19 protein-coding genes and 2 pseudogenes are annotated in these 23,780 nt (G+C 58.3%); 11 read left to right on the top strand and 10 right to left on the bottom strand.

Annotated features, from left to right (window positions below; all coding sequences use genetic code 11):
* Positions 1-5 precede the first annotated feature (5 nt).
* Positions 6-1,517 (top strand): MFS transporter, encoded by a 1,512-nt coding sequence (locus CXK94_RS17980; RefSeq protein WP_102895332.1) that lies wholly within the window; start codon positions 6-8, stop codon positions 1,515-1,517.
* A 9-nt stretch (positions 1,518-1,526) separates the two neighbouring features.
* Here the strand turns inward: CXK94_RS17980 and CXK94_RS17975 are convergent.
* Together CXK94_RS17975 and CXK94_RS17970 are read right to left on the bottom strand one after the other, a co-directional pair.
* Positions 1,527-2,980: pseudogene (locus tag CXK94_RS17975) on the bottom strand (NAD-dependent succinate-semialdehyde dehydrogenase).
* 188 nt (positions 2,981-3,168) lie between these two features.
* Positions 3,169-3,675: pseudogene (locus CXK94_RS17970) on the bottom strand (IclR family transcriptional regulator domain-containing protein); the annotation flags it as partial.
* 210 nt (positions 3,676-3,885) lie between these two features.
* Here CXK94_RS17970 and CXK94_RS17965 point away from each other — a divergent pair.
* Positions 3,886-4,098 (top strand): hypothetical protein, encoded by a 213-nt coding sequence (locus tag CXK94_RS17965; RefSeq protein ID WP_180984448.1) that lies wholly within the window; start codon positions 3,886-3,888, stop codon positions 4,096-4,098.
* A 537-nt stretch (positions 4,099-4,635) separates the two neighbouring features.
* Here CXK94_RS17965 and CXK94_RS17960 read toward each other — a convergent pair.
* The gene (locus CXK94_RS17960; protein ID WP_020307695.1) at positions 4,636-5,070 is read right to left on the bottom strand and encodes a hypothetical protein; all 435 of its coding nucleotides are present in this window, start codon (positions 5,068-5,070) and stop codon (positions 4,636-4,638) included.
* Positions 5,071-5,640: 570 nt separating this feature from the next.
* Between CXK94_RS17960 and CXK94_RS17955 the strand changes: the two genes are divergently transcribed.
* The 4 genes from CXK94_RS17955 to CXK94_RS17940 all read left to right on the top strand — a co-directional run bounded on the left by CXK94_RS17955 (position 5,641) and on the right by CXK94_RS17940 (position 10,373).
* Positions 5,641-6,534 carry an integrase gene (locus CXK94_RS17955; RefSeq protein ID WP_003291594.1) on the top strand — a complete coding sequence of 298 codons (894 nt, stop codon included), beginning with the start codon at positions 5,641-5,643 and terminating at the stop codon, positions 6,532-6,534.
* A 192-nt stretch (positions 6,535-6,726) separates the two neighbouring features.
* Positions 6,727-6,966, top strand: coding sequence for a ribbon-helix-helix domain-containing protein (locus CXK94_RS17950; protein WP_003089107.1), 240 nt, complete (start codon positions 6,727-6,729; stop codon positions 6,964-6,966).
* Positions 6,966-7,376 carry a putative toxin-antitoxin system toxin component, PIN family gene (locus CXK94_RS17945; protein WP_003150546.1) on the top strand — a complete coding sequence of 137 codons (411 nt, stop codon included), beginning with the start codon at positions 6,966-6,968 and terminating at the stop codon, positions 7,374-7,376. The genes CXK94_RS17950 and CXK94_RS17945 overlap by 1 nt, the downstream gene beginning before the upstream one ends.
* 3 nt (positions 7,377-7,379) lie before the next feature.
* Complete coding sequence (locus CXK94_RS17940) at positions 7,380-10,373, top strand: Tn3 family transposase (protein ID WP_102895330.1); 2,994 nt, start codon at positions 7,380-7,382, stop codon at positions 10,371-10,373.
* A 12-nt stretch (positions 10,374-10,385) separates the two neighbouring features.
* Here CXK94_RS17940 and CXK94_RS17935 read toward each other — a convergent pair whose 3' ends face one another.
* Genes CXK94_RS17935 through CXK94_RS17925 form a run of 3 tightly spaced genes read right to left on the bottom strand, consistent with a single transcriptional unit; the run spans position 10,386 to position 11,244 of the window.
* A complete protein-coding gene (locus CXK94_RS17935; protein WP_003089113.1) occupies positions 10,386-10,598 on the bottom strand; it encodes a GDCCVxC domain-containing (seleno)protein in 213 nt (70 codons plus the stop codon).
* A 7-nt stretch (positions 10,599-10,605) separates the two neighbouring features.
* Positions 10,606-10,881 (bottom strand): mercury resistance system periplasmic binding protein MerP, encoded by a 276-nt coding sequence (merP, locus tag CXK94_RS17930; RefSeq protein WP_003150552.1) that lies wholly within the window; start codon positions 10,879-10,881, stop codon positions 10,606-10,608.
* A gap of 12 nt (positions 10,882-10,893) precedes the next feature.
* Positions 10,894-11,244, bottom strand: a complete 351-nt coding sequence (locus CXK94_RS17925) for a mercuric transporter MerT family protein (RefSeq protein ID WP_003089115.1) — start codon at positions 11,242-11,244, stop codon at positions 10,894-10,896.
* A 74-nt stretch (positions 11,245-11,318) separates the two neighbouring features.
* On the opposite strand from CXK94_RS17925, the gene merR reads away from it, so the two are divergent.
* On the top strand, positions 11,319-11,717 hold the full coding sequence (merR, locus tag CXK94_RS17920; protein ID WP_003089120.1) for an Hg(II)-responsive transcriptional regulator: 399 nt from the start codon (positions 11,319-11,321) through the stop codon (positions 11,715-11,717).
* A 393-nt stretch (positions 11,718-12,110) separates the two neighbouring features.
* On the opposite strand, the gene CXK94_RS17910 is transcribed toward merR, so the two are convergent.
* Positions 12,111-13,031, bottom strand: coding sequence for a cation diffusion facilitator family transporter (locus CXK94_RS17910; RefSeq protein WP_011914465.1), 921 nt, complete (start codon positions 13,029-13,031; stop codon positions 12,111-12,113).
* Positions 13,032-13,431: 400 nt separating this feature from the next.
* Here CXK94_RS17910 and CXK94_RS17905 point away from each other — a divergent pair, with 400 nt between their 5' ends.
* Positions 13,432-13,662, top strand: a complete 231-nt coding sequence (locus tag CXK94_RS17905; RefSeq protein WP_003282470.1) for a hypothetical protein — start codon at positions 13,432-13,434, stop codon at positions 13,660-13,662.
* 227 nt (positions 13,663-13,889) lie between these two features.
* On the opposite strand, the gene CXK94_RS17900 is transcribed toward CXK94_RS17905, so the two are convergent.
* The 3 genes from CXK94_RS17900 to CXK94_RS17890 are packed head-to-tail and all read right to left on the bottom strand — an operon-like array spanning position 13,890 to position 19,664.
* A complete protein-coding gene (locus tag CXK94_RS17900) occupies positions 13,890-17,054 on the bottom strand; it encodes a CusA/CzcA family heavy metal efflux RND transporter (protein ID WP_102895329.1) in 3,165 nt (1,054 codons plus the stop codon).
* 19 nt (positions 17,055-17,073) lie between these two features.
* Entirely contained in the window at positions 17,074-18,381 is a 1,308-nt protein-coding gene (locus CXK94_RS17895; RefSeq protein WP_011914461.1) for an efflux RND transporter periplasmic adaptor subunit, read from the bottom strand.
* 41 nt (positions 18,382-18,422) lie between these two features.
* The gene (locus CXK94_RS17890; RefSeq protein ID WP_011914460.1) at positions 18,423-19,664 is read right to left on the bottom strand and encodes a TolC family protein; all 1,242 of its coding nucleotides are present in this window, start codon (positions 19,662-19,664) and stop codon (positions 18,423-18,425) included.
* A gap of 301 nt (positions 19,665-19,965) precedes the next feature.
* Between CXK94_RS17890 and CXK94_RS17885 the strand changes: the two genes are divergently transcribed.
* From CXK94_RS17885 to CXK94_RS17875, 3 genes are all read left to right on the top strand, one after another.
* Positions 19,966-21,285 carry an OprD family porin gene (locus tag CXK94_RS17885; RefSeq protein WP_011914459.1) on the top strand — a complete coding sequence of 440 codons (1,320 nt, stop codon included), beginning with the start codon at positions 19,966-19,968 and terminating at the stop codon, positions 21,283-21,285.
* Positions 21,286-21,601: 316 nt separating this feature from the next.
* Complete coding sequence (locus CXK94_RS17880) at positions 21,602-22,276, top strand: heavy metal response regulator transcription factor (protein ID WP_013982153.1); 675 nt, start codon at positions 21,602-21,604, stop codon at positions 22,274-22,276.
* Positions 22,273-23,646, top strand: coding sequence for a heavy metal sensor histidine kinase (locus CXK94_RS17875; RefSeq protein WP_014597623.1), 1,374 nt, complete (start codon positions 22,273-22,275; stop codon positions 23,644-23,646). The genes CXK94_RS17880 and CXK94_RS17875 overlap by 4 nt, the downstream gene beginning before the upstream one ends.
* Positions 23,647-23,780 lie beyond the last annotated feature (134 nt).

The raw sequence follows: 23,780 nt of genomic DNA, 5'->3' as shown, positions 1-23,780 counted from the left end.
TTTCCATGCGTGCTGTCATTCCCCGTCGCTGGCTGATCCTGCTGGCCGTGATGTTGGCCTTTCTGCCGGTGGTCATCGACATGACCATCCTGCACATCGCCATGCCGTCGCTGACCCTGGCGCTCGGCGCCTCGACCACCGAGGTGCTGTGGATCATCGATATCTACCCGCTGCTGATGGCCGGCCTGCTGGTGCCCATGGGTACCCTGGCCGACCGCGTCGGCAACCGCCGTGTGCTGCTCATCGGCCTGGTGGTGTTCGGCATCGCCTCGCTGTTGGCGGCCTTTGCGCCGACCCCGGCGCTGCTGATCGGCGCGCGGGTGCTGCTGGCCCTTGGCGGCTCGATGATCATGCCTTGCGTGTTGGGCATCATCCGCCGCACCTTCGAGGATGAAGACGAGCGCGCCATGGCCCTCGGGCTGTGGGGCATGGTCGGCGCCGCCGGCGCGGCGCTCGGGCCATTAATCGGCGGGGCGCTGCTGGAGCATTTCTGGTGGGGCTCAGCCTTCCTGATCAACGTGCCGATCATGCTGGTGGTCGCGCCGCTGGTGTTCCTCCTGCTGCCGCGCAGCGAAGCCACCACGCCGGGCACCTGGGCGCTGGGCCAGGCGTTGTTGCTGATCGCCGGCATGCTGGCGCTGGTGTATGGCATCAAGGCCGCCGTCGGCGCCACGCAGCCGTTGGCTGTGGCGCTGCTGGTGGCGGTGCTGGGGTTCGCGCTGTTGAGCCTTTTCGCGCGGCTGCAACTGCGTTCGGCGACGCCCATGCTCGATCTGTCGCTGTTCTCGCGCCCGGCGATCCTGGCCGGGATCATCATGGCGCTGGTTTCCATCGGCGCGCTGGCCGGAGTCGAACTGACGCTGGCGCAGGAGCTGCAGTACGTGCTGGGCAAGACGCCGCTGCAGGCCGGCATTTTCATGATTCCAATCATGGCCGCGGCCGCGGTGGGTGGCCCGATAGCCGGCTATCTGTCGAATCGCTTCGGCCTGCGCCTGGTCGCCAACCTGTCACTGGCAGTCGCGGCAGGGGCGCTGCTCTCTTTGGCGCTGACGGAGCTGCAGAGGCCAGGCCTGCTTGTACCCACCCTCTTGGGGATGCTGGGCCTGGCGCTGAGCATCGGGCTGACGGCTTCATCGATTGCCATTATGGGCGCGGTCGACGCTGACAAAGGTGGCGCTGCAGGGGCGCTGGAGGCGACAGCCTACGAGTTGGGTACTGGGCTGGGGATCACCTTCTTCGGCGTATTTATGTCCAGCATCTTTGCGCGCACGGTGTCCTTTGCGCCTGATCTCGCAGAGCCGCTGGCTGAACAAGCCGCACGCTCGATCGGTGACAGCTACATTGTTGCCCAGGGGCTGGATGAGCCCCTGGCAGCGGCTGTGATCGAGGCGGCCAGGGTCGCTTTCTCAGCAACCCACTCGACCTTGCTGATGACATCGGCAGCCCTGATCGGGCTCTTGGCTTGCGTGACTCCCTTCATGCTGGGCGTCGAGGGAAAAAGGCGCTGCTCGTCGTAGCAGTGGGGTTCAATTGATGCCAAGGCACATGTACTTCTGCTCAATGTAATCGTCGATGCCGTAATGCGAGCCTTCGCGGCCCAGGCCAGACTGTTTAATGCCACCGAAGGGCGCGACTTCGGTTGAGATCAGCCCTTCGTTGACGCCAACCATGCCGTACTCCAGCGCCTCGCTGACGCGCCAGGCGCGGCCCAGGTCGCGGGTGTAGAGGTAGGAGGCCAGGCCAAACTCGGTGTCGTTGGCCATGGCGATGGCCTCGGCTTCGCTGTCGAAGCGGAAGATCGGCGCCAGCGGGCCGAAGGTCTCGTCGCGGGCCACCAGCATGTCCGCTGTCACGTCGCCGAGCACGGTCGGCTCGAAGAAGCTGCCGCCCAGAGCGTGGGGCTGGCCGCCGGCGAGGATCTTGGCACCTTTGCTGACTGCATCGGCGATATGCTCTTCGACCTTTGCCACGGCACTGGCATTGATCAGCGGGCCCTGCTGGGCACCGTCTTCATCGGCCGGGGCGACCTTGAGCGCGTTTACCGCAGCCACCAGGCGTTTGCTGAATTCGTCGTACACAGCGTTCTGTACCAGAAAGCGGTTGGTACACACGCAGGTCTGCCCGCTGTTGCGAAACTTCGACCCGATAGCACCTTGCACCGCAGCATCCAGGTCGGCGTCGTCGAAGACGATAAAGGGCGCGTTGCCGCCCAGCTCCAGCGATATCTTCTTGATAGTCGCAGCGCACTGCGCCATCAGCAGCTTGCCGATGCCGGTGGAGCCGGTGAACGACAGTTTCTGCACATCCGGATTGCCGGTCAGCTCGCCGCCGATGGCGCGCGAGTCCCGGCCGGGTACGATGTTCAACACACCGGCAGGAATCCCCGCGCGCTCGCCCAGCACCGCCAGGGCCAGGGCTGACAAGGGGGTTTCCGACGCGGGCTTGAGCACCACGGTGCAGCCAGCGGCCAGGGCCGGACCGACCTTGCGGGTGATCATGGCGTTAGGGAAGTTCCATGGCGTAATGGCCGCGACCACGCCGATCGCCTGTTTGATCACCACCAGGCGGCGGCCTTGCTTGTCGTGGGGGATGACGTCGCCATAGACGCGCTTGGCCTCTTCGGCGAACCACTCGATAAAGCTGGCACCGTAGGCGATTTCGCCGCGGCTTTCGGCCAGGGGTTTGCCCTGTTCCCAGCTGAGCAGGCGGGCCAGGTCTTCCTGGTTGTCCATGATCAGGTTGTACCAACAGCGCAAGATGGCGCTGCGCTCCTTGGCGGTCTTTTCGCGCCAGGCGGGCAGGGCGGCCTTGGCGGCGGCGATGGCGCGAGCGGTTTCCGCCTGGCCGAGGGAGGCGACCTCGGCGATCAGCTCGCCGTTGGCCGGGTTGGTACGGGGAAGGGTGCCTGGTTGTCGGCATCGACCCACTGGCCGTCGATATAGGCCTGTTGGCGTAGCAAGTTGGTGTGGTTGAGTTTCATCGCAGGGCTCCGAAAAAAGCATGACCGCCGGCTGTATGGGCAGGGCAGGCATGGTGTGTGCCTCTCCGGGGATCGGAGGTGCGGTTGTTCGGAGATTTTTATACAAGCGTGAATGTTATCGACTTATATTTAGCAAAAAAACTCAATATAAGAGATTTTTGAGATTTTATAACAATGAAATGGCCAATTTATGGCGCGCCTGATGTGCTCTGCGGCTTCTGCATGTTGCTCGCGATAAGGTTTGTGGTCTGGATCACCAGGTCGATGACGCGCTCCTGGCGCAGTAGCTTGAAGGTGTCGGTGCTGCCGACGGCCGAGACGCTGCCGACCACCTCCTTGCTGTCCGTAACGATGATCGGTGCGGCGATACCCGTGAGCCCCAGGTTCAGTTCGTCATGGGTGATGCAGTAGCCGTCCTTGCGAATCTTCTTCGCCGCCCGGGCGAACTCCGACCAGCTGCGTGTGCTGTAGGGGTTGTTGGGGTCCTTGGAAATCTGTTCCTCGAACAGTTTCAGCAGGCGTCTGCCCTTCTGATAGGCCACCAGCACTTTTGACTGCGCACCGCGGAACGGCGGCAGCGGATGGCCACGGCCGAACGCGAAATGGTGCTGCTCGTTGGGGTCGGTGATGAAGGTGTTGATGATGTGCCCATCGTAGAAAACGCTGGCGAACACTGCCAGACCAGTCTCCTCAGACGTTAGCAGTCCCATACGGGTATACAGGCACTGCGCCCCTTGCTCCTGCTTGAAGGCTTACCAGCGCATCAGTGGTGGAAAGCTGCCTTAGCAGTTGAGCTTAACGGGTTCTACGCGCTAGCCTGCCTAGCCGAGATGAGCATGGGGCCGCTGAGCTCCGCGATCACTGTCCGACTATTGCTCCGATCGCTGACAGAATGCCGGATATCCTTGGCCTACCTCGTTCGAAACGGCACCGACGAGATGTGGAAGAAGTTAGCTCCTACTGCTGGCCAAGCCAAGCTGGCACTGCTCAAGCGCGAAGACATGTCTAGCCATAAGCCTCGGTTCGTTACCCAAGCGGCGCTCGAGGCGCTGGCGAACGAAGACAATTTCCAGGTATACGTGGAAATTAACCTGGGCCACTGGTACGGGAAAAACTGAATCGGCTCCGGTTTTCTACATCCCCAATGACCGCTTTGGACGGTTTCTTCCTGTCGTCAATGCTGGCTCCTGGCCTCTTTCGGCCGGTCTAAAAATGCAGTCTACTGGTCAACTCGATGCAATCCTTAGTCAGAACAAATGCAAAGGCCGTAAAAAACGATGGCCTTCGATTTGCAGCTGAAGCGCTGTTACCGCTATCTCGATCGTTAGCGTGTGATTATATGAGAGCGGTATCGAGACATTTGAATGGCTCACTCGGTTCGTCTGCTGTAGATGAACCATAATCCATGCGCTTTTGTTGGTGCAATCTTTAAGCGTGCGTCGGTTGCCGGGCATTAGTAAATGAAAGGCTACCGAGACAGTAAAGGTTTGAAGTGAGCAGCCTTCAAGTTAATCAGGCGAGCTACAATAAAGCCAACGTCTAACCGAGTCGCATTGAAGCCAATTTAGTCAATAAACGTCTTTATCTATAGCGCGCCTCGGTTGCATGCGGCTTTTGATTAGGAATGCAATGGCGGGACATTAGCGCTTGCACGCTTACCGTGGCGCATTGAAATCCAAAATATCCAGTTGCTCGGTCAGCCAGCGATATGCCTGATATGTGCTATTAAATTTACGAACTAGGGTGCGTACACCTTTATCTATGTTACAGTCGCGGAGCGTGAGGCCAAGACCTTCTTCGTCGACTTCGTAGGTCTTTGCTTTCATATCGCCGAGCTGCATCGCAAGCAGCCTAACGTCATCGAGAGAGTGAATGGGGGCGATGCTGTGCTTGCGCACGTAGGAGCGTACCTTCTCTGAAAGCTCATTGAAGTCATCTGCATTAATGCGGTGGACTATATCATCTGAATCTGGGATTTGCTCCGGATAGTCATCATCAAGTGATACGCAGTGTTCCACACCGTGAATGCTTGCTACTAGGTATTGACCGCCGACTTCGTCGCGCTCGCGGTTAAGAATTAGAATAGACATGTTTTTTCCTCAGGTTGTTGTTCTGTTCATTATTCTAAGTTGCTCCGCTTAAAAAAGGCAATAGGCTATACTGTATTTTTATACAGCCCAAGGTTAACGCCCCGGAGGCCGTTCGGCTGGCTATCTAGTGAGTGTCCGGCCCAAAACCCATAATTTAAAAGTGGCATAAGCAGTATGTCGTGGGCAGTGGTGTCTCGGTAAGCGATTGCGCCAGTCCGTCGCCGCCCCAGGCTGTGAGCGCAATTTAAAATTACTCTACTTGGTTCTCGCATTATAAAATGTGAATCGGCTGAAAGAGTGGAAGCACCTGCTCATACCCAGCGCTGTTCAGTCGGTCTATGTGCTGCTCCCGGCGGGTCGTCTTGTGGGGTCAGGTAACATGGTGCGTCCTTGGCCAACGAACCAAAGTCCGGAATGCGATATAGAAAGGATAGAATTTTTGCACCTTTGCAATGTTTGGCTTTTGGGGTTATATAAAAAATAATGCTCTGGTTGTTGTTTTTTTGTTTTCGTATTTGCAATAATTGATTGTGTGGCATGTGTCACGCAAATAATAATTAGAAGAATAATATGAATGCAGAGACTCAAAGCGCCTATATTAGTTTGGCCAGTAATTTTTATGCGACTCGGATGCAGGGCGTTGAGCTTGATGAGCTCAATATTATTGGTGCTTTACTACGGGCGGCCCCTGATTACCGCCCGGATTATTATCGGCGCCTACGTAACGCTTTGGCGTTTGATCAAAAGCATCGAGGAAATTTCTGGGCTGCCCAAGAAATCAATCGTACGCTCAATCCGGTCACTGTGTTAAATCTGCCGCGAAAGAAAAAGCAGCGACGTCCGCAGAAGCTTTCTACCGCTGATTTCGAAGCGTGGCTACGGTGTCTGGCTGAACGAGATATGCCTGTCGAAGCGGGAGCTTTAATGGTGATATCTCTTACCGGAGCGCGACCATGCGAGCTTAACGGAATTTCTATCGATGGCCGGCGCATCCATATATCCGGTGCAAAGCTTAGCCACAACGGTTTACGCGGCGCTAGCCGAACGCTTGAGGCTGATGGAGACGTCTGCAATATCTTGAGAAACGCTCTCGCTGCTTTTAAATGTCAGCCGCGCAGTATGGATTCAATACGCGTTGCGCTTCACCAAGTCGCTACTGAGCTATTCGGTAGGAGGAAGGTGCCGAGTATGTACACACTTCGTCACCAGTTCGGCTCAAATCTGAAAGCCTCAGGCATGTCCGCAATAGAAATGGCATACGTCATGGGGCACCAGGCTACCGATTCGATTAGCCGCTATGGCGATAAAAGATTTGGACGTGCAGAAGCGGTTAAGGTTAAGCCTGCAAGCGATGCTGACTTTTCAAAGGTGAGAGATACAGTGCCTGCTCGAATGCGTGCGGACGCCGTGGCTCTTAATGATCAGCGAGACTTGGATCGTAGGACTGAGGTCGCTGACGGCTGAGGTGATGTGGTCATTTCAGCGGACAATCATGAATTCCTTAGGCTATAGAGCGTTTGTATCTAGCTCTGGTTTTGATAGCGGTTTCCACCTTTACGTCGTCAACGCTCAGGTATCTGTTCGTTTTGTCGAACCATTGCATCGCCCTTTGTGATTGGCGTATAAACACACAAACACCTATTAGCGGAGAACGCTATGAATACCATTCGCTGGAATGTCGCCGTCTCGGCCGACACCGACCAGTCGCTTCGGATGTTTCTGGCCAGCCAGGGCGGCGGCCGTAAGGGCGACCTGTCGCGCTTCATCGAAGAAGCGGTACGGGCACACATCCTGGAGCTGAGCGCTGAGCAGGCCAAGGCCGCTAACGCCCATCTGAGTGAGGCAGAATTGACCAACGCGGTTGACGAAGCGCTCGACTGGGCACGTAAGCGCTGATGCGGGTCGTGTTGGATACCAACATCCTGTTCAGCGCCCTGATCTCGCCACATGGCGCGCCCGATGCGATCTACCGTGCCTGGCGGGCGGCGCGTTTCGAGGTGGTGACCTCGCGGATGCAACTCGATGAAATTCGTCGAGCCAGCCGCTATCCCAAGCTTCAGGCCATCCTACAGCCCGCCAAGGTGGGCGCCATGATCAATAACCTGCAACGGGCTGTGGTACTGGAGCGCCTGACCATCGAGGTCGAAGCCGATGATCCGGATGACTCGTTTTTGCTGGCCATGGCCTTGGCGGGCGATGCGGACTACCTGGTAACCGGTGATCGCCGCGCCGGCCTGCTGCAACGCGGGCACATCGAACGCACGCGGATCGTCACGCCCGCCGTGTTCTGCGTCGAGGTGCTGTGATCAATGCCGGTCGGTTTTCTGACTCAAGAGCAACGCGACGGTTTTGGCCGCTATGTTGATTCGCCCAGCCGTGAAGAGCTGGAACGTTACTTCCACCTGAGCGATGAAGACCGTGAAGCCATCCAGGTGCTGCGGGGTAACCATAACCGTCTGGGTTATGCCGTTCTGCTGACCACCGTCCGCTTCGTTGGCGTTCTGCCGGACAAGCCCGCCGCCGTGCCGGTGGAAGTCCTGCAGGTGCTTTGCCGACAACTGGCGATTCCAGACCCCGACTGCCTCCAGCGCTATAGCGATCATCGCCGCTGGATACATGCCACCGATATTCAGAACCGCTTTGGCTATCGTCATTTCACCGATCCGGGCATCGGCTTTCGCTTGAGCCGCTGGCTGTATGCCCTCTGCTGGACGGGCACCGACCGGCCGGGAGTGCTGTTTGAGCGAGCCACCTCGTGGCTGTTCACACAGAAAGTCCTCCTGCCTGGTGTGTCTCAACTAGAGCGCTTTATCGCCCAGTTGCGCAGTCGGGTCGAAGAACGCCTCTGGTTTACGCTGGGCCGCAGCGTGACTGAGGAACAGCGATTGCAACTGCAAGACTTGCTGACGGTGGCCGAAGGCAACCGCAGCTCCCGGCTGGATCAATTGCGCTCCGGCCCGGTCATGGTCAGTGGCCCCGCGTTGATTCGGGCACTGCGCCGGCTCGATGACGTGCGCGGCATCGGCATCACCTTGCCGGCGGCGGCGCACATCCCTCCCAGCCGTATCGCCGCCCTGGCCCGCTTCGCCAACACGGCCAAGGTCACCGCGATTAATCGGCTGCCGGCGTCGCGGCGGATGGCGACACTGGTGGCCTTCGCACTCTGCCTGGAGGCGACTGCGCACGACGACGCACTGGAAGTCCTGGAGGCCTTGCTGCGCGACCTGTTCAGCAACGCGGAGAAGGCCGACAAGAAAGCCCGCATGCGCAGCCTGAAAGACCTGGATCGGTCGGCCGCGACGCTCGCCGCCGCGTGCAAGGTCGTGCTGGACAGCTCGATCAGCGATGACAACGTGCGCGCCCGGCTGTTCAACGACCTGCCGAGGACCACCCTGGAAAAGGCCCTGGAAGAGGTCAACGCGCTGATCCGCCCGGTAGATGACGTCTATTTTCTTGCATTGGAAGCGCGCTACCGCAGCGTGCGCCGCTTCCTGCCCGACCTGCTCAAGCACATCCGCTTCGGCTTCAGCCCGGCCGGCAAGGGCGTGGCGGCTAGTCTGGAGTGGCTGCAACTGAACCTGCCGCGCCGGAAGCCAGAGGATGACGCGCCGCAGGAGATCGTGGCCAAGGCTTGGCAGAAGCACATCACCCGCGAAGATGGCTCCCTCGACATGGGTGCCTATGTGTTCTGCACGCTCGATGCGCTGCGCACGGCCCTGCGCCGCCGCGATGTCTTCGTCTCGCCCAGTTGGCGCTATGCCGACCCGCGCCTTGGCCTGCTCGACGGTGCCGAATGGCTGGCGGCGCGACCGATCATCTGCCGGTCACTGGGCCTGACCATCGACGCCAAAACCACCCTGGACGCCTTGTCCGTCGAGCTGGATGCAACCTGGCTGGCAGTAGCCGCGCGCCTGCCCGACAACCCGGCGATTCAACTGAGCGAGAACACCGAGGGCAAGACCGAACTGTCGCTCGGGGCGCTGGACAAGCTGGACGAGCCCTGCTCGTTGCTGCAACTGCGGGCGGCCGTGTCTGACCTGATGCCGCGTGTCGATCTGCCGGAAATCCTCTTGGAAATCGCCGCCCGCACTGGCTTTTCCGAGGCCTTCACCCATGTCTCCGAACGCAATGCACGCGCCGACAACCTGGTCACCAGCCTCTGCGCGGTGCTGTTGGGCGGGGCCTGCAACACCGGCCTGGAGCCCTTGATCCGCACCGACAACCCGGCGCTGCGCCGTGACCGGCTGTCCTGGGTCAGCCAGAATTATATCCGCGACGACACCCTGTCAGCGGCTAACGCCATCCTGGTCGGAGCGCAAAGCCAACTGGAACTGGCCCAAGTCTGGGGTGGCGGCGAGGTCGCCTCCGCCGATGGCATGCGCTTCGTCGTACCGGTGCGCACCGTGCATGCCGGCCCCAATCCGAAGTATTTCGGCACCGGCCGGGGTGTCACCTGGTACAACCTGATTTCCGACCAATTCTCCGGCCTCAACGCCATCACCGTGCCCGGCACGCTGCGCGACAGCCTGGTGTTGCTGGCGGTCGTGCTGGAACAGCAGACCGAGTTGCAGCCGACGCAAATCATGACCGACACCGGGGCCTACAGCGATGTGGTGTTCGGGCTCTTCCGCCTACTTGGCTACCACTTCAGTTCGCGGCTGGCCGATGTCGGCGGTACCCGCTTCTGGCGCACGCGCCCGGACGCGGACTACGGCAAGCTCAACGGGCTGGCCCGCCAGTCGGTCAAACTCGACCTGATCGCCGAGCACTGGGACGACCTGCTGCGCCTGGCCGGCTCGCTCAAACTCGGCCGGGTGCCGGCGACTGGCATCATGCGCACGCTGCAAACGGGAGATAGACCCACCCGGCTGGCCCAGGCGCTGGCCGAATTCGGGCGGATCGAAAAGACTCTGCACACGTTGACCTATATCGACGACGAGTCCAAGCGCCGCGCCACCCTGACCCAGTTGAACCGAGGCGAAGGCCGGCACAGCCTGGCCCGCGCCGTGTTCCACGGCAAACGCGGCGAGCTCCGCCAGCGCTACCGCGAAGGCCAGGAAGACCAGCTCGGTGCTCTGGGCCTGGTGGTGAACATCATCGTGCTGTGGAACACCCTCTACATGACGGCGGCCGTGGAACGGCTCAAGCAGCACGGCTATCCAGTGCTGGAAGAGGATTTGGCCCGGCTATCGCCGCTGATCTACGAGCACATCAACATGCTCGGGCGGTATTCCTTTGCGGTACCGGAAGAAGTTGCGCGCGGCGAGCTGCGGCCACTGCGTAATCCAGACGACGACCTGTGATCCCCCTAAACGCTATGAGCAACACCCAAGCTGCTGCTGGATCGGCGGGCACTTCACCGAGCCGAACGAACAGAAAACGCAGCAATCCCCTGGGTTGGGGCGCAGCAGCGCCTTGCAGTTGCTGCACTCGTAATAGAACTGGCAGGCGTCCGTGGGCATGGTTTCCGGCTTGGCGAAGCCGCAGCGCGGGCAAGTCAGCACGGACTCAAGGACAATGGCGCTCATCGTGACCTCACTTCTGCACTGTGGAGGGGTATCCCGCGTTCGCGGTCGCCTCAGTCAGTGCCTCGGGCTGGGCCTTATCGGGATCGTAGGTGACGGTCGCCGTCTTCTGGTCGAAATTGACCTGGACGTCACTCACGCCGGACACCTTCTCCAGCGACTTCTTGACCGTGATCGGACAGAGTCCGCACGTCATGTTCTGCACGTCGAGCGTGACGGTTTTCGGGGGAGCCGCCAGCGCCACGAAGGGCAAGGCGAAAAGCACGGCGATCAGCAGTTTGCGCATGGTTAATCTCCTTCAGTAGAACAGCGGGGCGAGCCACGGCACGGCCAATAGGCCGAGCAGCAGCACGCTGACGATCCAGAACACGAGTCGCTGTCGCACGAGCGTGCGCGGATCGGCGCAGGGTGTACCTGGCGTACAAACCTGTGGCACCAGGTAGAGCTTGCGGAATGCCAATCCCAGGAACAGTAGAGTCAACCCGATGAAGAGGGGGCGTAGTGGCTCCATCATGGTCAGAGCGCCCACCCACGTACCGCCGACACCGAGTGCCAACAGCACCAGTGGCCCGACACAGCACACCGACGCACCGATGGCGGTCAGCGAACTCGCGACCAGCGAGCCTTTCCCGGTGAGTTGCATCCCCATTCCCATCTCCTGAGCCTGATTGCCTAGGTGCTATTCTAAACTCCGTACCAAAGTACGGAATCAAGGAGAAAGTGATGGCCACAGAGCTGACCATTGGCAAGCTGGCAGACGCCGCCGGGGTGAACGTCGAGACGATCCGCTACTACCAGCGACGCGGGCTGCTGGATGAACCAGCCAAACCCTTGGGTGGCCATCGGCGCTATCCGGTGGACATGGTGAAGCGACTGCGTTTCATCAAGCGGGCTCAGGCGCTGGGTTTCACGCTCTCGGAAGTCGGTGGACTGCTGACGCTGGATGAGTCGTGCGCCTGTGCCGAAACGCGAGCACGGGCTGCACGCAAGCTCGCGTTGATCGAGCAGAAGATGGCCGACTTGGTCGTCATGCAGCAACTGTTAGGCGAACTGGTGCAGCAATGTGATGCGGGAGACGGCGGAACGATCTGCCCGATCATCGAGGCACTGATCAGAGAGTAATGCCTGGCGGGTGAGCTGGAGATCGGAAAGCCCCTTTACGGTGGGATTCAGAGCTTACGTTGGTTTTTGGTTCCATTGCTCCCCAAACCCCTACATGAACCGTTTCCAGATCGCACCCGAAGAGTGGGCGCTAGAGGCGCTGTTCGGCGAATCATTCGTTCGCTACCGCGCCCGCGTCCGCCGCTGGATCTGAGCGTTGTCAGTGGTAGTGGCTAGGAGACTTGCTATCGCGTCAGCCTGCGGCAGGTGCACTTGAGTTAGCTGAATTTTATCGTGACGAGCTGCTTATCTATATACCTGAAATATGTCGCAGGTCGAGGGCATAGCGCCAATAAGTGATATTCGGCTATTCGCTCTGTTAATACCTTGTTTTAATTGTAGCGCATAGTAAGCTTATGCTTCGCTGCAGTGATTGTCGGTCTGCTTGGTGTCGAGACAAACACTGCCGTCTAGCTCCATCTCGAGTGTCGAGTGGCTGATTTTGAATTGCTCATGGAGTACACGTTTCAAATCAGTCTTCACTCGTTCGATCCCAGGCAGACTCGCCTTCTTGATGACAACATGTGCTTCCAGTGCAATTGTATGCTCAGCGATTTCCCAAACATGCACGTGGTGAACGCCCTCGACGTCGTTTACTTGTTCCATGACATTGATTATATCAGCGACGGAAACGCCTTCTGGCGCGCCCTCCATTAACAGATGGATGGTTTTAGGCAGCATGCTAAAGCCTTGCCAGAGCACGTAGCCAGCAATCATCAGTGTCAGTACAGTATCCGCCCAGTACCACCCATACAGAAGTATCAATGTCCCGGCGATAACAACGCCGACGGAGGCCAGCGCATCCGACACATTGTGCAAGAATGCCGCCTTTATATTCATGCTGTTCTTGGACATTGTGTAGGTGAGAAAGGCCGTGACGATATCTACAACCAAGGCTATTCCCGCGACCACGACCACTGTCCAACCTTCAATGGGCTGCGGGGAAAACAACCGGCCTATGGCCTCGTAAATAAGATAGAGACCGACGATGATCAGGGTGACCAAGTTGATCAAAGCCGCTATGGTTTCACTGCGTCGATAGCCAAAGGTTTTAAATGCATCTGGCGGTCTGCGACCGATCTTACGTGCGATCAGCGCAATAACCAGTGATGCGGCATCGCTCAAATTATGTAGCGCGTCAGCAATGAGTGATAAGCTACCAGAGAGTATTCCACCGACTATTTGTGCCAGTGTTAATGCGGCGTTAACGCCTATAGCAGCAATTAGACGCTTATCGCCTATAGCTTCGGTGTTATGGTTATGTTCGTGGCCCATTGGTTTTTAACCACCCTTAAAAATCTAAAAAAAGACTAAGCACAGGAAGCCAAACGGTCGTCTATAGCAACAAATAAATATACTAGTGCCTTTGTACCGTCTGACACGGAGACAGCCTCCAAACCGTTGACAGAAATCCGACCATCATCGCCCGAGTTCGTGCGCCATTGCCTTCAATACGCCGATAACTGGCTAACCCTTGTCATGATCTGAATATGACAGATTTGTAATCTTCACATCATCTTTCGTGGTTCAAGCTGCACAGCGGAAGATTACATTTCAATAATGTAATGTTTGGCTCACACTGCCGTTATCTTCAGTCGCGCAAAATTCGTTAGAACCTGTAGAGCTCACCGGGAAAGCTCAACAAGCCACTTTGAATTTAGCGAGGGCTGCCCATATGAATCTGTTGAAAGCTATTATTGTTGGATCGGTAATCTTCGGCTCCGCATTATCCTATGCAGGAGACGGCTACGATCGTTCAATGAAATTTAACGAAAAGTTTCGTGCAGAACAAAAACGGATTCACGAAACCGAGTCTGGTGAAGAAAAAATAGACGGACTAGAAGCTAAGAATCCGCGCCCGGATCAGAGCAATATGCAAATAAAGAAAGAATCCAAAACTGAATAACCGCTTCACCCGAACAATCTTCGCCTCCGATAGCTTCCGAATCCCGTTGGTAAAGCTGTATTTAAGCGCCTTTCGAGGCGCTTTTTTTGTTTCTCGATAACGTACCCGTCAGTCGTTACCAGCGCATTGGGGCCACAAATCCTTTCAGTGAACCCTTCGAAGCTTCGATTGGATATTCATAAAAAGGCCAGGCATCAAGCCTGGCCTACGTTGGGAGAAAACCAATATCAGCTCGCGTCCTCATCCTCTTCGTTGCGTTTCATGCGGCGCTGCAGAGCCGTGTAATAGAGCGCAGGCAATACCAGCAGCGTCAGTGCTGTCGAGGACAGGATGCCGCCAATGACCACGGTCGCCAGAGGCCGTTGGACTTCCGCGCCGGTCCCTGTGGCCAACGCCATCGGGACGAAGCCGAGCGACGCCACCAACGCCGTCATCAGGACCGGGCGTAATCGCACCAGTGCGCCTTCACGCACAGCCTCGGATAAAGGCCGGCCCTCCTCTAGCAGCCCCCGAATGAAAGCAATCATCACTAGTCCGTTCAGCACTGCTACCCCCGACAACGCGATGAACCCGACGCCAGCCGAAATCGAGAGGGGAATGTCTCTCAGCCAGAGCGCAAGAATGCCCCCGGTAAGCGCGAACGGAATGCCGGTGAAGACGACTAGCCCATCACGCAGGGTGTTGAACATCATGAACAGAAGCACGAAGACCAGCAGTAAGGCGAGTGGGACGACCAGCTGCAGGCGCTTGGCGGCAGCCTGTAGCTGCTCGAATTGCCCACCCCAGGTCGTCCAATAAGCGGGCGCTACCGGGTTTCGCTCGGCGATTGCCGCAGACGCGTCTTGGACGAAACTGCCAATGTCACGCCCCCGAACGTTGGCACTCACCACAACCAGACGCTTACCATCCTCACGGCTGATCTGGTTCGGTCCCAGCACGAATTCCAGCGTGGCAACTTCAGCCAGCGGGATGAAGTCGATTCGGTCGCTAGCTGCGCCCGCCACCGCCGGCACCGGAATCGGCAAGCGAGCTAGCACATCCGGATCGGCACGCAGCGTATCGGAAAGACGAACAACGATGTCGAAACGGCGGTCACCCTCAAAGAAGGTTCCAGCTTCCCGTCCGCCGATCGCAGCTGCGACAGTATCCTGCACATCGCCGATGTTGAGTCCGAAGCGTGCCGCCTTGTCGCGATCCACATTGACGCTCAGCAGCGGGAGGCCCGTTGTCTGCTCGACTTTTACTTCGGACGCGCCTGGTACGTCCTGAAGTATCGCCGCGATGTCATCAGCCGTTTTGTTGAGAATATCCATGTCGTCCCCGAACACCTTAACGGCCACATCGCTGCGAACTCCGGAAATCAGCTCGTTGAAGCGTAACTGGATCGGCTGAGACATCTCATAGTTGCTGCCTGGTACAGATGCGGCCGCCTTCTGGATGTCCTCAATGAGCTGCTCGCGGGATTTGTCCGGATCTGGCCATTCTTCCTTGGGCTTGAGCATCACATAGCTGTCCGAAATATTCGGCGGCATAGGGTCAGCCGCGATCTCTGCGGTGCCGGTTCGGGCAAACGTACGCTTGACCTCCGGGACCTGTTCGGCAATTGCCTTTTCGAGCCGCTGCTGCATATCCACGGATTGGGAGAGGCTGGTCCCTGGAACGCGCAGAGCTTGAAGCGCAAAATCACCCTCGCTGAGGCTCGGAACGAACTCGCTACCCATTCGCATGGCCAGCAGCGCAGACAGCAGCACGCTAGCCACGGCGCCACTGAATACCAATGTGCGATGACGCATGACCCAGTCGAGCACCGGTGCGTAGCCATTGCGCGCGGCACGCATCAGGCGGTTGTCCTTCTCTTGCACTTTACCGGTGACAAAAAGGGCAACAGCAGCGGGTACGAAGGTGACCGAGAGAATCATGGCGCCCAACAGTGCGATTACCACCGTGAATGCCATGGGGTGGAACATCTTCCCCTCGACACCGGTGAGCGCAAAGATCGGCAGGTAGACCACCATGATGATCAGCTGGCCGTAGATCAGCGGACGCCGTGCCTCCTTGGCCGCCGCGAATACTTCGTGGAAACGCTCACTGCGGGTCAGAATCCTGCCATGTTTTTCCTGGGCGTGGGCAAGCCGGCGGATTGCGTTTTCGACGATGACCACCGCACCGTCGACGATGATGCCGAAGTCGAGTGCCCCTAGACTCATGAGGTTGGCACTGACCTTATTAGTCGCCATGCCGGTGAAGGTGAATAGCATGGAAAGCGGGATGACCATCGCTGTGATTAGGGCTGCACGCAGGTTGCCGAGGAACAGAAACAGCACGGCGATAACCAGGATCGCGCCTTCGATTAGGTTCTTGCGAACCGTGGCGATGGCCTTGTCAACAAGGTCGGTCCGGTCATAGACCGTTATGGCGCTCACGCCTTCTGGCAGGTTCTGGTTGATAATCTCCAAACGCTGCGCGACTGCCTGCGACACGCTACGGCTGTTTTCTCCCACCAGCATAAAGGCGGTCCCGAGGACCACCTCGCGTCCATTGTCGGTGGCCGCGCCAGAGCGCAGCTCGCGACCGATCCCCACTTCGGCAATATCGCGTACCCGCACGGGCGCACCGCCTGCGTTGCTCAGGACGATATTGCCAATGTCCTCGGGGGAGCCGAGCTGGCCGGGTGTGCGGATCGACAATTGTTCGCCATTACGCTCGATGAAGCCGGCGCCGACGTTGGCGTTGTTACGTTCGAGCGCAACTACAAGTTGTTCCAGAGTGATTCGGTACGCGGCCATGCGCTTCGGATCGGGCGCTACCTGATACTCTTTGGCGAAGCCACCGATCGTGTTGATCTCGGCAACGCCTCGAACGTTTCGCAGCTGCGGCTTGATGATCCAGTCCTGGATTTCACGCAGGTCGGTCGGCGTGTAGGGCTGACCATCAGGACGGCGCGCCTCGGGCTCGGCCTCGACCGTCCAGAGGAAGATTTCCCCCAGGCCGGTGGAGATGGGACCGAGAGTGACCTCCACGCCCTGCGGAAGCTCGTTGCTCGCGGCCTGCAGCCGTTCACTCACCAATTGCCGGGCGAAATAGAGATCGGTGCCATCATCAAAGATTACGGTGATCTGAGCGAACCCGGAGCGCGATAATGAACGTGTCTGGCGCAGGTGGGGCAAGCCGGCCATCGCCGTCTCGATGGGGAAGGTAACGCGTTGCTCGGTTTCAAGCGGCGACGCGCCTGGGACTGCGGCGTTAATTTGAATTTGTACATTGGTGATGTCGGGCACAGCGTCGATAGGTAAGCGCTGATAGCTATAAACCCCGACGCCCGCCATGCCCAAGACCGCCAGCAGCACTAGCCAGCGCTGCTCGATGGCGAAGCGAAGAATACGTTCGAACATGAGTTAGGTATCCGGAGGATCAGTGAACGTGCTCGGCGGAGCCTTTGCCGAGTTCGGATTTCAGGATGAAGCTGCCAGCGGTCGCGATCTGTTGGCCGGCCTGCAATCCGTCACGAATTTCCACGCGATTTTCGTCGCGCTGGCCCAGCGAAACCGGGTGCGCCTGGAAGCCGTGCGGCGTGCGAACGAAAACCGTCGGCGCGTTTTCGACGGTCTGGACCGCCTCGACTGGAACCGTGACCGGAACACTACGTCCGTCGGCGCTAACTCGGACCGTCACGAAAAGACCGGGACGCCAAGCCCCATCGGGGTTGGCCAGGGTCACGCGGGCTGTCGCGGCACGCGTCTGCTCGCCCAGCAGGCTGCCCACATGGGCGACCTTCCCCATTGTTCGCACGCCTAGCTCGCCGGCAACAACTTCGACTTCTCGGCCGACGGTTACGCGCATCAAATCACGGGCAGGTACGCTGAACGTGGCCCAAACCCGCGACAAATCAGTCAGAGTGAAGACGCTGGTCGTTTCATCTGCACGTTCGCCCAGCACAATATGCTTCTCGACGACCACTGCATCGAAAGGTGCACGGAGCTCGTAGCGATTACCCACACCGGCGTCACTTCCGCCGCCCAGCGCCCGGGTTTTTTCCTGGGCATTACGCAAGTCGATTTCTGCTACGCGCAGGCTCTGCTGGGCCTGCAAATAGTCCTGTTCTGCAGAGATACGCTCCTGCCACAGGGTGCGCTCACGCTCGAACAAGATGCGAGCCAGTCGGAGGCGCTGCTCGGCGGCAGCCAGCTCACTACGCTGTTCGGACAGCTGCTGGCTGGCGATAACCGCCAGCAACTGGCCCTTCTTCACTTGGTCACCCAGGTTGACCGAAACCGATTCGACAACGCCGGCCACACGGGGCACGACATGTGCGGTACGGTCTTCGTCGAAACGCAGCTCGCCCGGCAAAGATACAGACGAGCCGATTTCAGCCGGTCCGGCCTTGCTTAGCTGAATGCCTGCGGCACGTATCTGCTCTTCGGAAAGCTCAATCTCACCTTCGGCATGCGTTTCGTTGCCGTGCTCGTCCTCCTCACCGCCATGACCGCTTTCGTCACCATGGCCGTGGCCATCGCCTTCAGCGTCATGACCGTCTTCGTCCCCATGGTCGTTCTCAGATTCCTCGTGACCGCTTTCTCCATCCTCATGCGCGTGGCCATCCTCGGCGTGCTCAGCCTTGTTATCGCTGGCCTGCGCCTCAAGAACGAAGCCCTGTTTTACGCCAACGCCGGTCAGCAGTACCAAAGCGACCGCCAGAGCGATTCCCGTCTGTTTTTTCATGCAAGCTCCCCCACCGCCAATACGTAATGGCGGCGTTTCGGTCATTCGAAGGTAGTGGTAGGTCCGTACAGCCGCTCGATACGCGCCCAGGCGTCGACCACGGCTTGCAATGACTGCAGATAGCGCGTGCGTGCATCGATCAGCGCACGCTGTGCGTCGAGCACGTCGAGGAATGCGAAGCGGCCCAGACCGAAGCCACGCGTTGCCGCTTCCACGGTTCGCTGTCCCGCCGGCAGAATCCGGTTGCGTATCTCCTCGACGTCCGCACGTGCGGTGCGCCAGTCGCGCAGGGCCTGTTGGATCTCCGCACGCACACGCAGCTCGGCCGCATTGCGAAGATCACGCGCCTGTTCCGCCCGCCGTGCGGCCGCCAGAACATTGCCTTGGTTACGATCAAACAAAGGCAGCGGAACAGAGAGGCCGACGAGGTTGACGCGCTCACGCTCGATTTCGTCGTACTGGCTACCGATACTGACGCTTATGTCCGGGTAGCGCTGGCTTCGCTGAAGCCCCAGCTCGGCTTCACTCAAGGCCACTTGGCGCAGAGCCCTACGCATATCGGCACTCTCACGCACGCGCGCCAATAATGCAGATTCGCTAGGCACATCTGGCAGGTGTTCGAAACTGCCCAGCAAACTGCCAAACTCCGGTGCGTCGGTCCCGAGCAGGCGCGCTAGCATCTGTCGAGCGTTGTCCCATTCCTGGCGTGCTCGCCGCAGGTCCAGTTGTACGGTCGCCAGTTGCATATCGGCGCGCGTCGCCTCCACTGGCGAAACTTTTCCGGCATCGACCTGTGCATCGGCGACCTTAGCAGCCCGTTCGGCCAATGACAGAGAGGCCTCGGCCAGTCGCATGCCTTCTTGGGCGCGCAGGGCGGCGAAGAATGCCTGGATCACATCTGCACGTAATCCTTGGCGTCGAAGGTCGAGATCGGCATCCACCATCGAGCGATTAGCATCCGCCACGCCGATTCGAGCGCCGCGCTTGCCGCCCAACTCGATCGACTGGGTGATTGTAATTGAGCGGGTCTGGCGGTCGGACTGAGTGTCTTCCACCTCGAACCCTAATTCCGGGTTCGGGATAACCCCAGCTTGGCGGCGCAGACCGCTTGCGATGCCGATCTCCGACCGCGCAGCGGAAAATTCTGGGTTGCGTTCATACGCAAGGGACACGGCCCGCTCCAGTGTCAGACCGTCTTGCGCGCCCACCTCGAGCGACATTAGTGCCAGCCCGAGCCCAAGCAGCCCGCTAGCAAGCAGATACAAGCGTTTCTTTTGATACATACGCAACACTGCAGTGCAGTGCCCCCTTCGTCGATAGCGTTTCCTCAGCCGCACTAAACCGGCCAGATAGCTGATGGCTAAGCGGCGTGACTTTAGATAAGCGCGGATATCGGCCGGGTGACTACGACATTACAAATTTGTAATCCAAGGAATATCTGCGATTGCACCGCTCAAGATTACGAGATCGTCATTTACCGCTAATCCTGCGGTCATTTACAGGGGAAGATCATCGCCCGGCACTCGAACAAAAAGGCGAAGGCGTCATTCGAGCGCTGACATGCCGTATATCAGGAGCATCATCATGAGCAAAAAGGCCGCCCTTTCACTTACAGCCCTTTCACTGGCACTGGGCAGCGCCCCGGTCTTTGCCCAATCGGAAACAGCGGAGGGCTTCATCGAAGGCAGCACGCTTTCGCTGATAAATCGCAACTTTTATTTCAACCGAGATTTTCGCGACGGTGGGAGCGCCACCGGCAATGGCTATTCTGAGGAATGGGCTCACGGACTGATGGCATTCTTTGAGTCCGGATATACCCAAGGCTCGGTGGGGATCGGCGTCGACGCCTTCGCCATGCTCGGCCTCAAACTCGATTCTGGATCAGGACGTTCCGGTGCTGGCGGAACCGTCGATCTTCTCCCCTACAATAGCGCCGGCGATGCCGAGGATGACTTTTCTCGAGTAGGGGGGGCCGTGAAAGCACGGTTCTTGGGCACCGAGATCAAGGCAGGCGATGTATTTCCCGCTACTCCTGTCGTGCACTTTGGTGACGCACGGCTGCTGCCGGAGTCTTTCAAGGGTGTCACCGTTGTGAACAACTCGCTGGACGACCTCACCCTCCAGGGCGGCCGCCTGCACGCGATGAGCCAGCCCAATACCAGCAACACGAACGATGACTTCGTCACGTTTTATGGCGGCGGCGTCGACTCGCCTTGGCTCGGCTACGCAGGCGGCGACTATAGCGTGAACGAAAACCTCAGTCTTAGCCTGTATACCAGCCGGCTGAAGGATGCCTGGGATCAACATTATTTCGGTGTCTCGGCCACCTATCCACTTTCCGATGCCGTCGTGCTGCTGGGCAGCTTCAACTACTACAAGGCAACCGACGAAGGTCGGAAATTGCTGGGCGAGTTTAACAACAGCATCTGGAGTTCCAGTCTGGGTGTCGCCTTCGGCGCGCACACCGTCACGGCGTCGTATCAGCGAAACAACGGTAACAACGACTTTGACTACTTGCGCCAAGCGGACTCGATCTACCTGAATAACTCCATCCAGTACAGTGATTTCAACTCACCTAAAGAGCAGTCCTGGATGCTGCGTTATGACCTGAACATGGCGGGTTACGGCATACCTGGGCTTACGTTCATGACTCGCTACGCCCGCGGCTGGGGCGCCGATTACAGCAACGCAAATGAGGTATATATGCGCCAAGACGATAACGGCGCGCCTCTGTCCGGACAGAAGCGCTGGGAACGCGACGTCGAAGCACGCTACGTTGTACAGACAGGCTCGTTCAAGGACCTCTCTCTGCGGGTGCGCCAGGCTACAACACGGGCGACTGCTTTCGAGTCCGACCTCAATGAGGTTCGATTCATCGCCGAGTACCCGCTCTCGATCCTGTGAAGCACTACGAGCAACACCACATCTTCTTTTTGTGCTCCCTTGGTTTGAAGATGTGTTTCAGGCGCCCGTAGGGCGCCTTTTTTTGCTTAAGTGCACCTCCTTGCGCTGCGGGCCAACCAAATGACAGGTAGATTACAAATTTGCAAGACAGCCCCGCAGGACTTTTACCGCGTTAAAGTGCTTCCCGCTTCCCTAGGCTGATCTTTACGGCCTGCCTTCCATGCTGGGCAAGCCGCGTTAGTCTTGGCCTAGTTGCTACATGAATAATTTTTTGGTTCCGCTTACCGCGCACCTCATTGCTGAGTCATCTGAAAACATGCGCATTCTGGTTGTAGAAGACGAGATTAAAGCTGCGGAATACCTGCAGCAGGGTCTCATCGAGTGTGGTTACACGGTCGATTGCGTAAGTGATGGGCTCGATGGATTCCACCTGGCACTGCAGAACGACTATGACATCGTGCTGCTAGACGTGAATCTGCCAACCATGGACGGGTGGGAGGTGCTCGAACTCATCAGGCGACGTAAGCAGACACGCGTCATCATGCTGACGGCCAATGGCCGCTTAGAGCAAAAGGTCCGCGGCCTGGAGTCGGGCGCCGACGACTATATGGTCAAGCCGTTCCAGTTCCCCGAGCTGCTCGCTCGTATCCGAACATTGTTGCGGCGAGGCGAGGCGGTCGCACTCCCGAGCAATCTGCGTGTAGCCGACCTCGAACTCGACCCGGGCCGGCATCGGGCCTACAGGAGCGGTCAGCGTATTGATCTCACCAGCAAAGAATTTGCGCTACTGCATCTGCTCATGCGCCGGACTGGCGAGGTTCTCACGCGTACCGAAATAACCGCCCTGGTGTGGGACATCAACTTCGACTGCGATACCAATGTGGTGGATGTTGCAATCCGTCGCCTACGGATGAAGGTGGACGAACCCTTTGGCGATCGCCTGATACACACCATTCGCGGTGTCGGCTACGTGCTGGAGGCGCGGCCTTGAAGCCACTCAGCCTCGCATCGCGTCTCGCGCTTCAAATCACATTGACCGGCGCCGTCTTGGTCGCGCTGTTGATTGCACTGAGCTACTGGGTACTTGTGCGCCAACTGGAACTGCGCGCCCAGGAGGAAGTGACGGCCAAGCTCTCGCAGATCGATCATGGACTCCTAGAAGACACCAAAGCCCGTATGGGCCGCTCCTGGCAACACGCACTGAGCGATACGGTACTCGGCCATGACAACCTTTCGATTACCGTCATCGGCGATAGAGCCAAATCCCCCATTTTTAGTATCGGCCGGTTCGCCCATGCGCCGCAGCAGATGGATCTTGTGAACAGAGACGGTGAATACCTAGGCTGGACCACGGAAGACGGCGTGCAGATGCTAACCGGGCGCAAGCAAATACAGGTCCCGGGACTGGCTCCAATGACGCTTTTACTTACGCAAGATCGCAGTGCCGATCAACTGCTAGTGGCTGCATTCCTGCGCTCGGCCTTAGTGACTGTGCCGATGCTGCTGATGTTGATCGGGTTGGCTGGATGGCTAGTTGCTAACAACGGTTTGCGACCGCTTCGCAAGTTTCGGGCCTTGGCGACAAAGGTATCGACGCAGGATCTGTCACCCCGAATCCGCAGCGATCAGCTTCCACTAGAGCTTCAGGAATTGGCGCACAGCCTCAACGTAATGCTTCATCGACTCGATGACGGAGTTCAGCAACTGTCACAATTCTCGGACGATGTGGCCCATGAGTTGAAGACTCCCCTAAATAACCTGATAGGCAAGGCGCAGGTGACATTGGTGCGTGAGCGAAGCAAGGAGCAATATAGGGAAGTGCTCGAATCGTCGGTCGAAGAGCTCGAACGCATGGATCGAATCGTGTCAGACATGCTGTTTCTCGCCCAGGCCAGCCACGCCAGCCCAGCACTGAAACTCGAACAACTATCCCTGGGAAGTGAGGCGAATCGCGTCTGTGAATACCTCGAAGTCCTCGCCGAAGAAGCCGGAGTCGCAACGACGGTAACGGGCGATGCCATAGTTCTAGGAAATCGGCTTATGGTCCAACGGGCCATTTCCAACCTGCTATCCAACGCGTTGCGGCATTCGAATACTGGCAGCACGGTCGAAATTAAGATACTTGAGAAGGACATAGACATCGTCTCGCTGGCTGTCACCAATCATGGCGCGACTATCGAATCGGATCATCTCCCGCACCTGTTCGACCGCTTTTACCGCGTTAACGGCATACAACCTCGTGGGGCAGGATTGGGGCTAGCTATTGTCCGTTCAGTGATGAACCTCCACAAAGGCCACGTGGCCGTCGCCAGCAAAGACGGTCGGACCACATTCGAACTCACCTTTCCTCGGCACGCCTGATTCAAAGTGATACGGCTTGGTACCCACTCCCCATCAGACCAACGCCATACATTTAATGCATGCATGGCCTAATCGAGCGTGGGATGGTCTACAAAAACGATGAGTTTAAAACAGAGCCGAATCGGCAGAAAGCG

It is taken from the genome of Stutzerimonas stutzeri (assembly GCF_002890915.1).
Lineage (GTDB): Bacteria > Pseudomonadota > Gammaproteobacteria > Pseudomonadales > Pseudomonadaceae > Stutzerimonas > Stutzerimonas stutzeri_AF.
Note: the sequence above shows the minus strand (reverse complement) of the source record. Positions and strands in the feature narration are given on the sequence as shown.

What these genes read in the sequence shown, in the direction of transcription:
- CXK94_RS17950 (WP_003089107.1), top strand. Translation starts at nt 6,727, where the DNA reads ATGAATACCATTCGCTGGAATGTCGCCGTCTCGGCCGACACCGACCAG.
- CXK94_RS17935 (WP_003089113.1), bottom strand. Translation starts at nt 10,598, where the DNA reads ATGAGCGCCATTGTCCTTGAGTCCGTGCTGACTTGCCCGCGCTGCGGC.
- CXK94_RS17980 (WP_102895332.1), top strand. Translation starts at nt 6, where the DNA reads ATGCGTGCTGTCATTCCCCGTCGCTGGCTGATCCTGCTGGCCGTGATG.
- CXK94_RS17910 (WP_011914465.1), bottom strand. Translation starts at nt 13,031, where the DNA reads ATGGGCCACGAACATAACCATAACACCGAAGCTATAGGCGATAAGCGT.
- CXK94_RS17885 (WP_011914459.1), top strand. Translation starts at nt 19,966, where the DNA reads ATGAGCAAAAAGGCCGCCCTTTCACTTACAGCCCTTTCACTGGCACTG.
- CXK94_RS17960 (WP_020307695.1), bottom strand. Translation starts at nt 5,070, where the DNA reads ATGTCTATTCTAATTCTTAACCGCGAGCGCGACGAAGTCGGCGGTCAA.
- merR (WP_003089120.1), top strand. Translation starts at nt 11,319, where the DNA reads ATGGCCACAGAGCTGACCATTGGCAAGCTGGCAGACGCCGCCGGGGTG.
- CXK94_RS17895 (WP_011914461.1), bottom strand. Translation starts at nt 18,381, where the DNA reads ATGAAAAAACAGACGGGAATCGCTCTGGCGGTCGCTTTGGTACTGCTG.
- CXK94_RS17890 (WP_011914460.1), bottom strand. Translation starts at nt 19,664, where the DNA reads ATGTATCAAAAGAAACGCTTGTATCTGCTTGCTAGCGGGCTGCTTGGG.
- CXK94_RS17880 (WP_013982153.1), top strand. Translation starts at nt 21,602, where the DNA reads ATGCGCATTCTGGTTGTAGAAGACGAGATTAAAGCTGCGGAATACCTG.
- CXK94_RS17905 (WP_003282470.1), top strand. Translation starts at nt 13,432, where the DNA reads ATGAATCTGTTGAAAGCTATTATTGTTGGATCGGTAATCTTCGGCTCC.
- CXK94_RS17940 (WP_102895330.1), top strand. Translation starts at nt 7,380, where the DNA reads ATGCCGGTCGGTTTTCTGACTCAAGAGCAACGCGACGGTTTTGGCCGC.
- CXK94_RS17955 (WP_003291594.1), top strand. Translation starts at nt 5,641, where the DNA reads ATGAATGCAGAGACTCAAAGCGCCTATATTAGTTTGGCCAGTAATTTT.
- merP (WP_003150552.1), bottom strand. Translation starts at nt 10,881, where the DNA reads ATGCGCAAACTGCTGATCGCCGTGCTTTTCGCCTTGCCCTTCGTGGCG.
- CXK94_RS17945 (WP_003150546.1), top strand. Translation starts at nt 6,966, where the DNA reads ATGCGGGTCGTGTTGGATACCAACATCCTGTTCAGCGCCCTGATCTCG.
- CXK94_RS17900 (WP_102895329.1), bottom strand. Translation starts at nt 17,054, where the DNA reads ATGTTCGAACGTATTCTTCGCTTCGCCATCGAGCAGCGCTGGCTAGTG.
- CXK94_RS17925 (WP_003089115.1), bottom strand. Translation starts at nt 11,244, where the DNA reads ATGGGGATGCAACTCACCGGGAAAGGCTCGCTGGTCGCGAGTTCGCTG.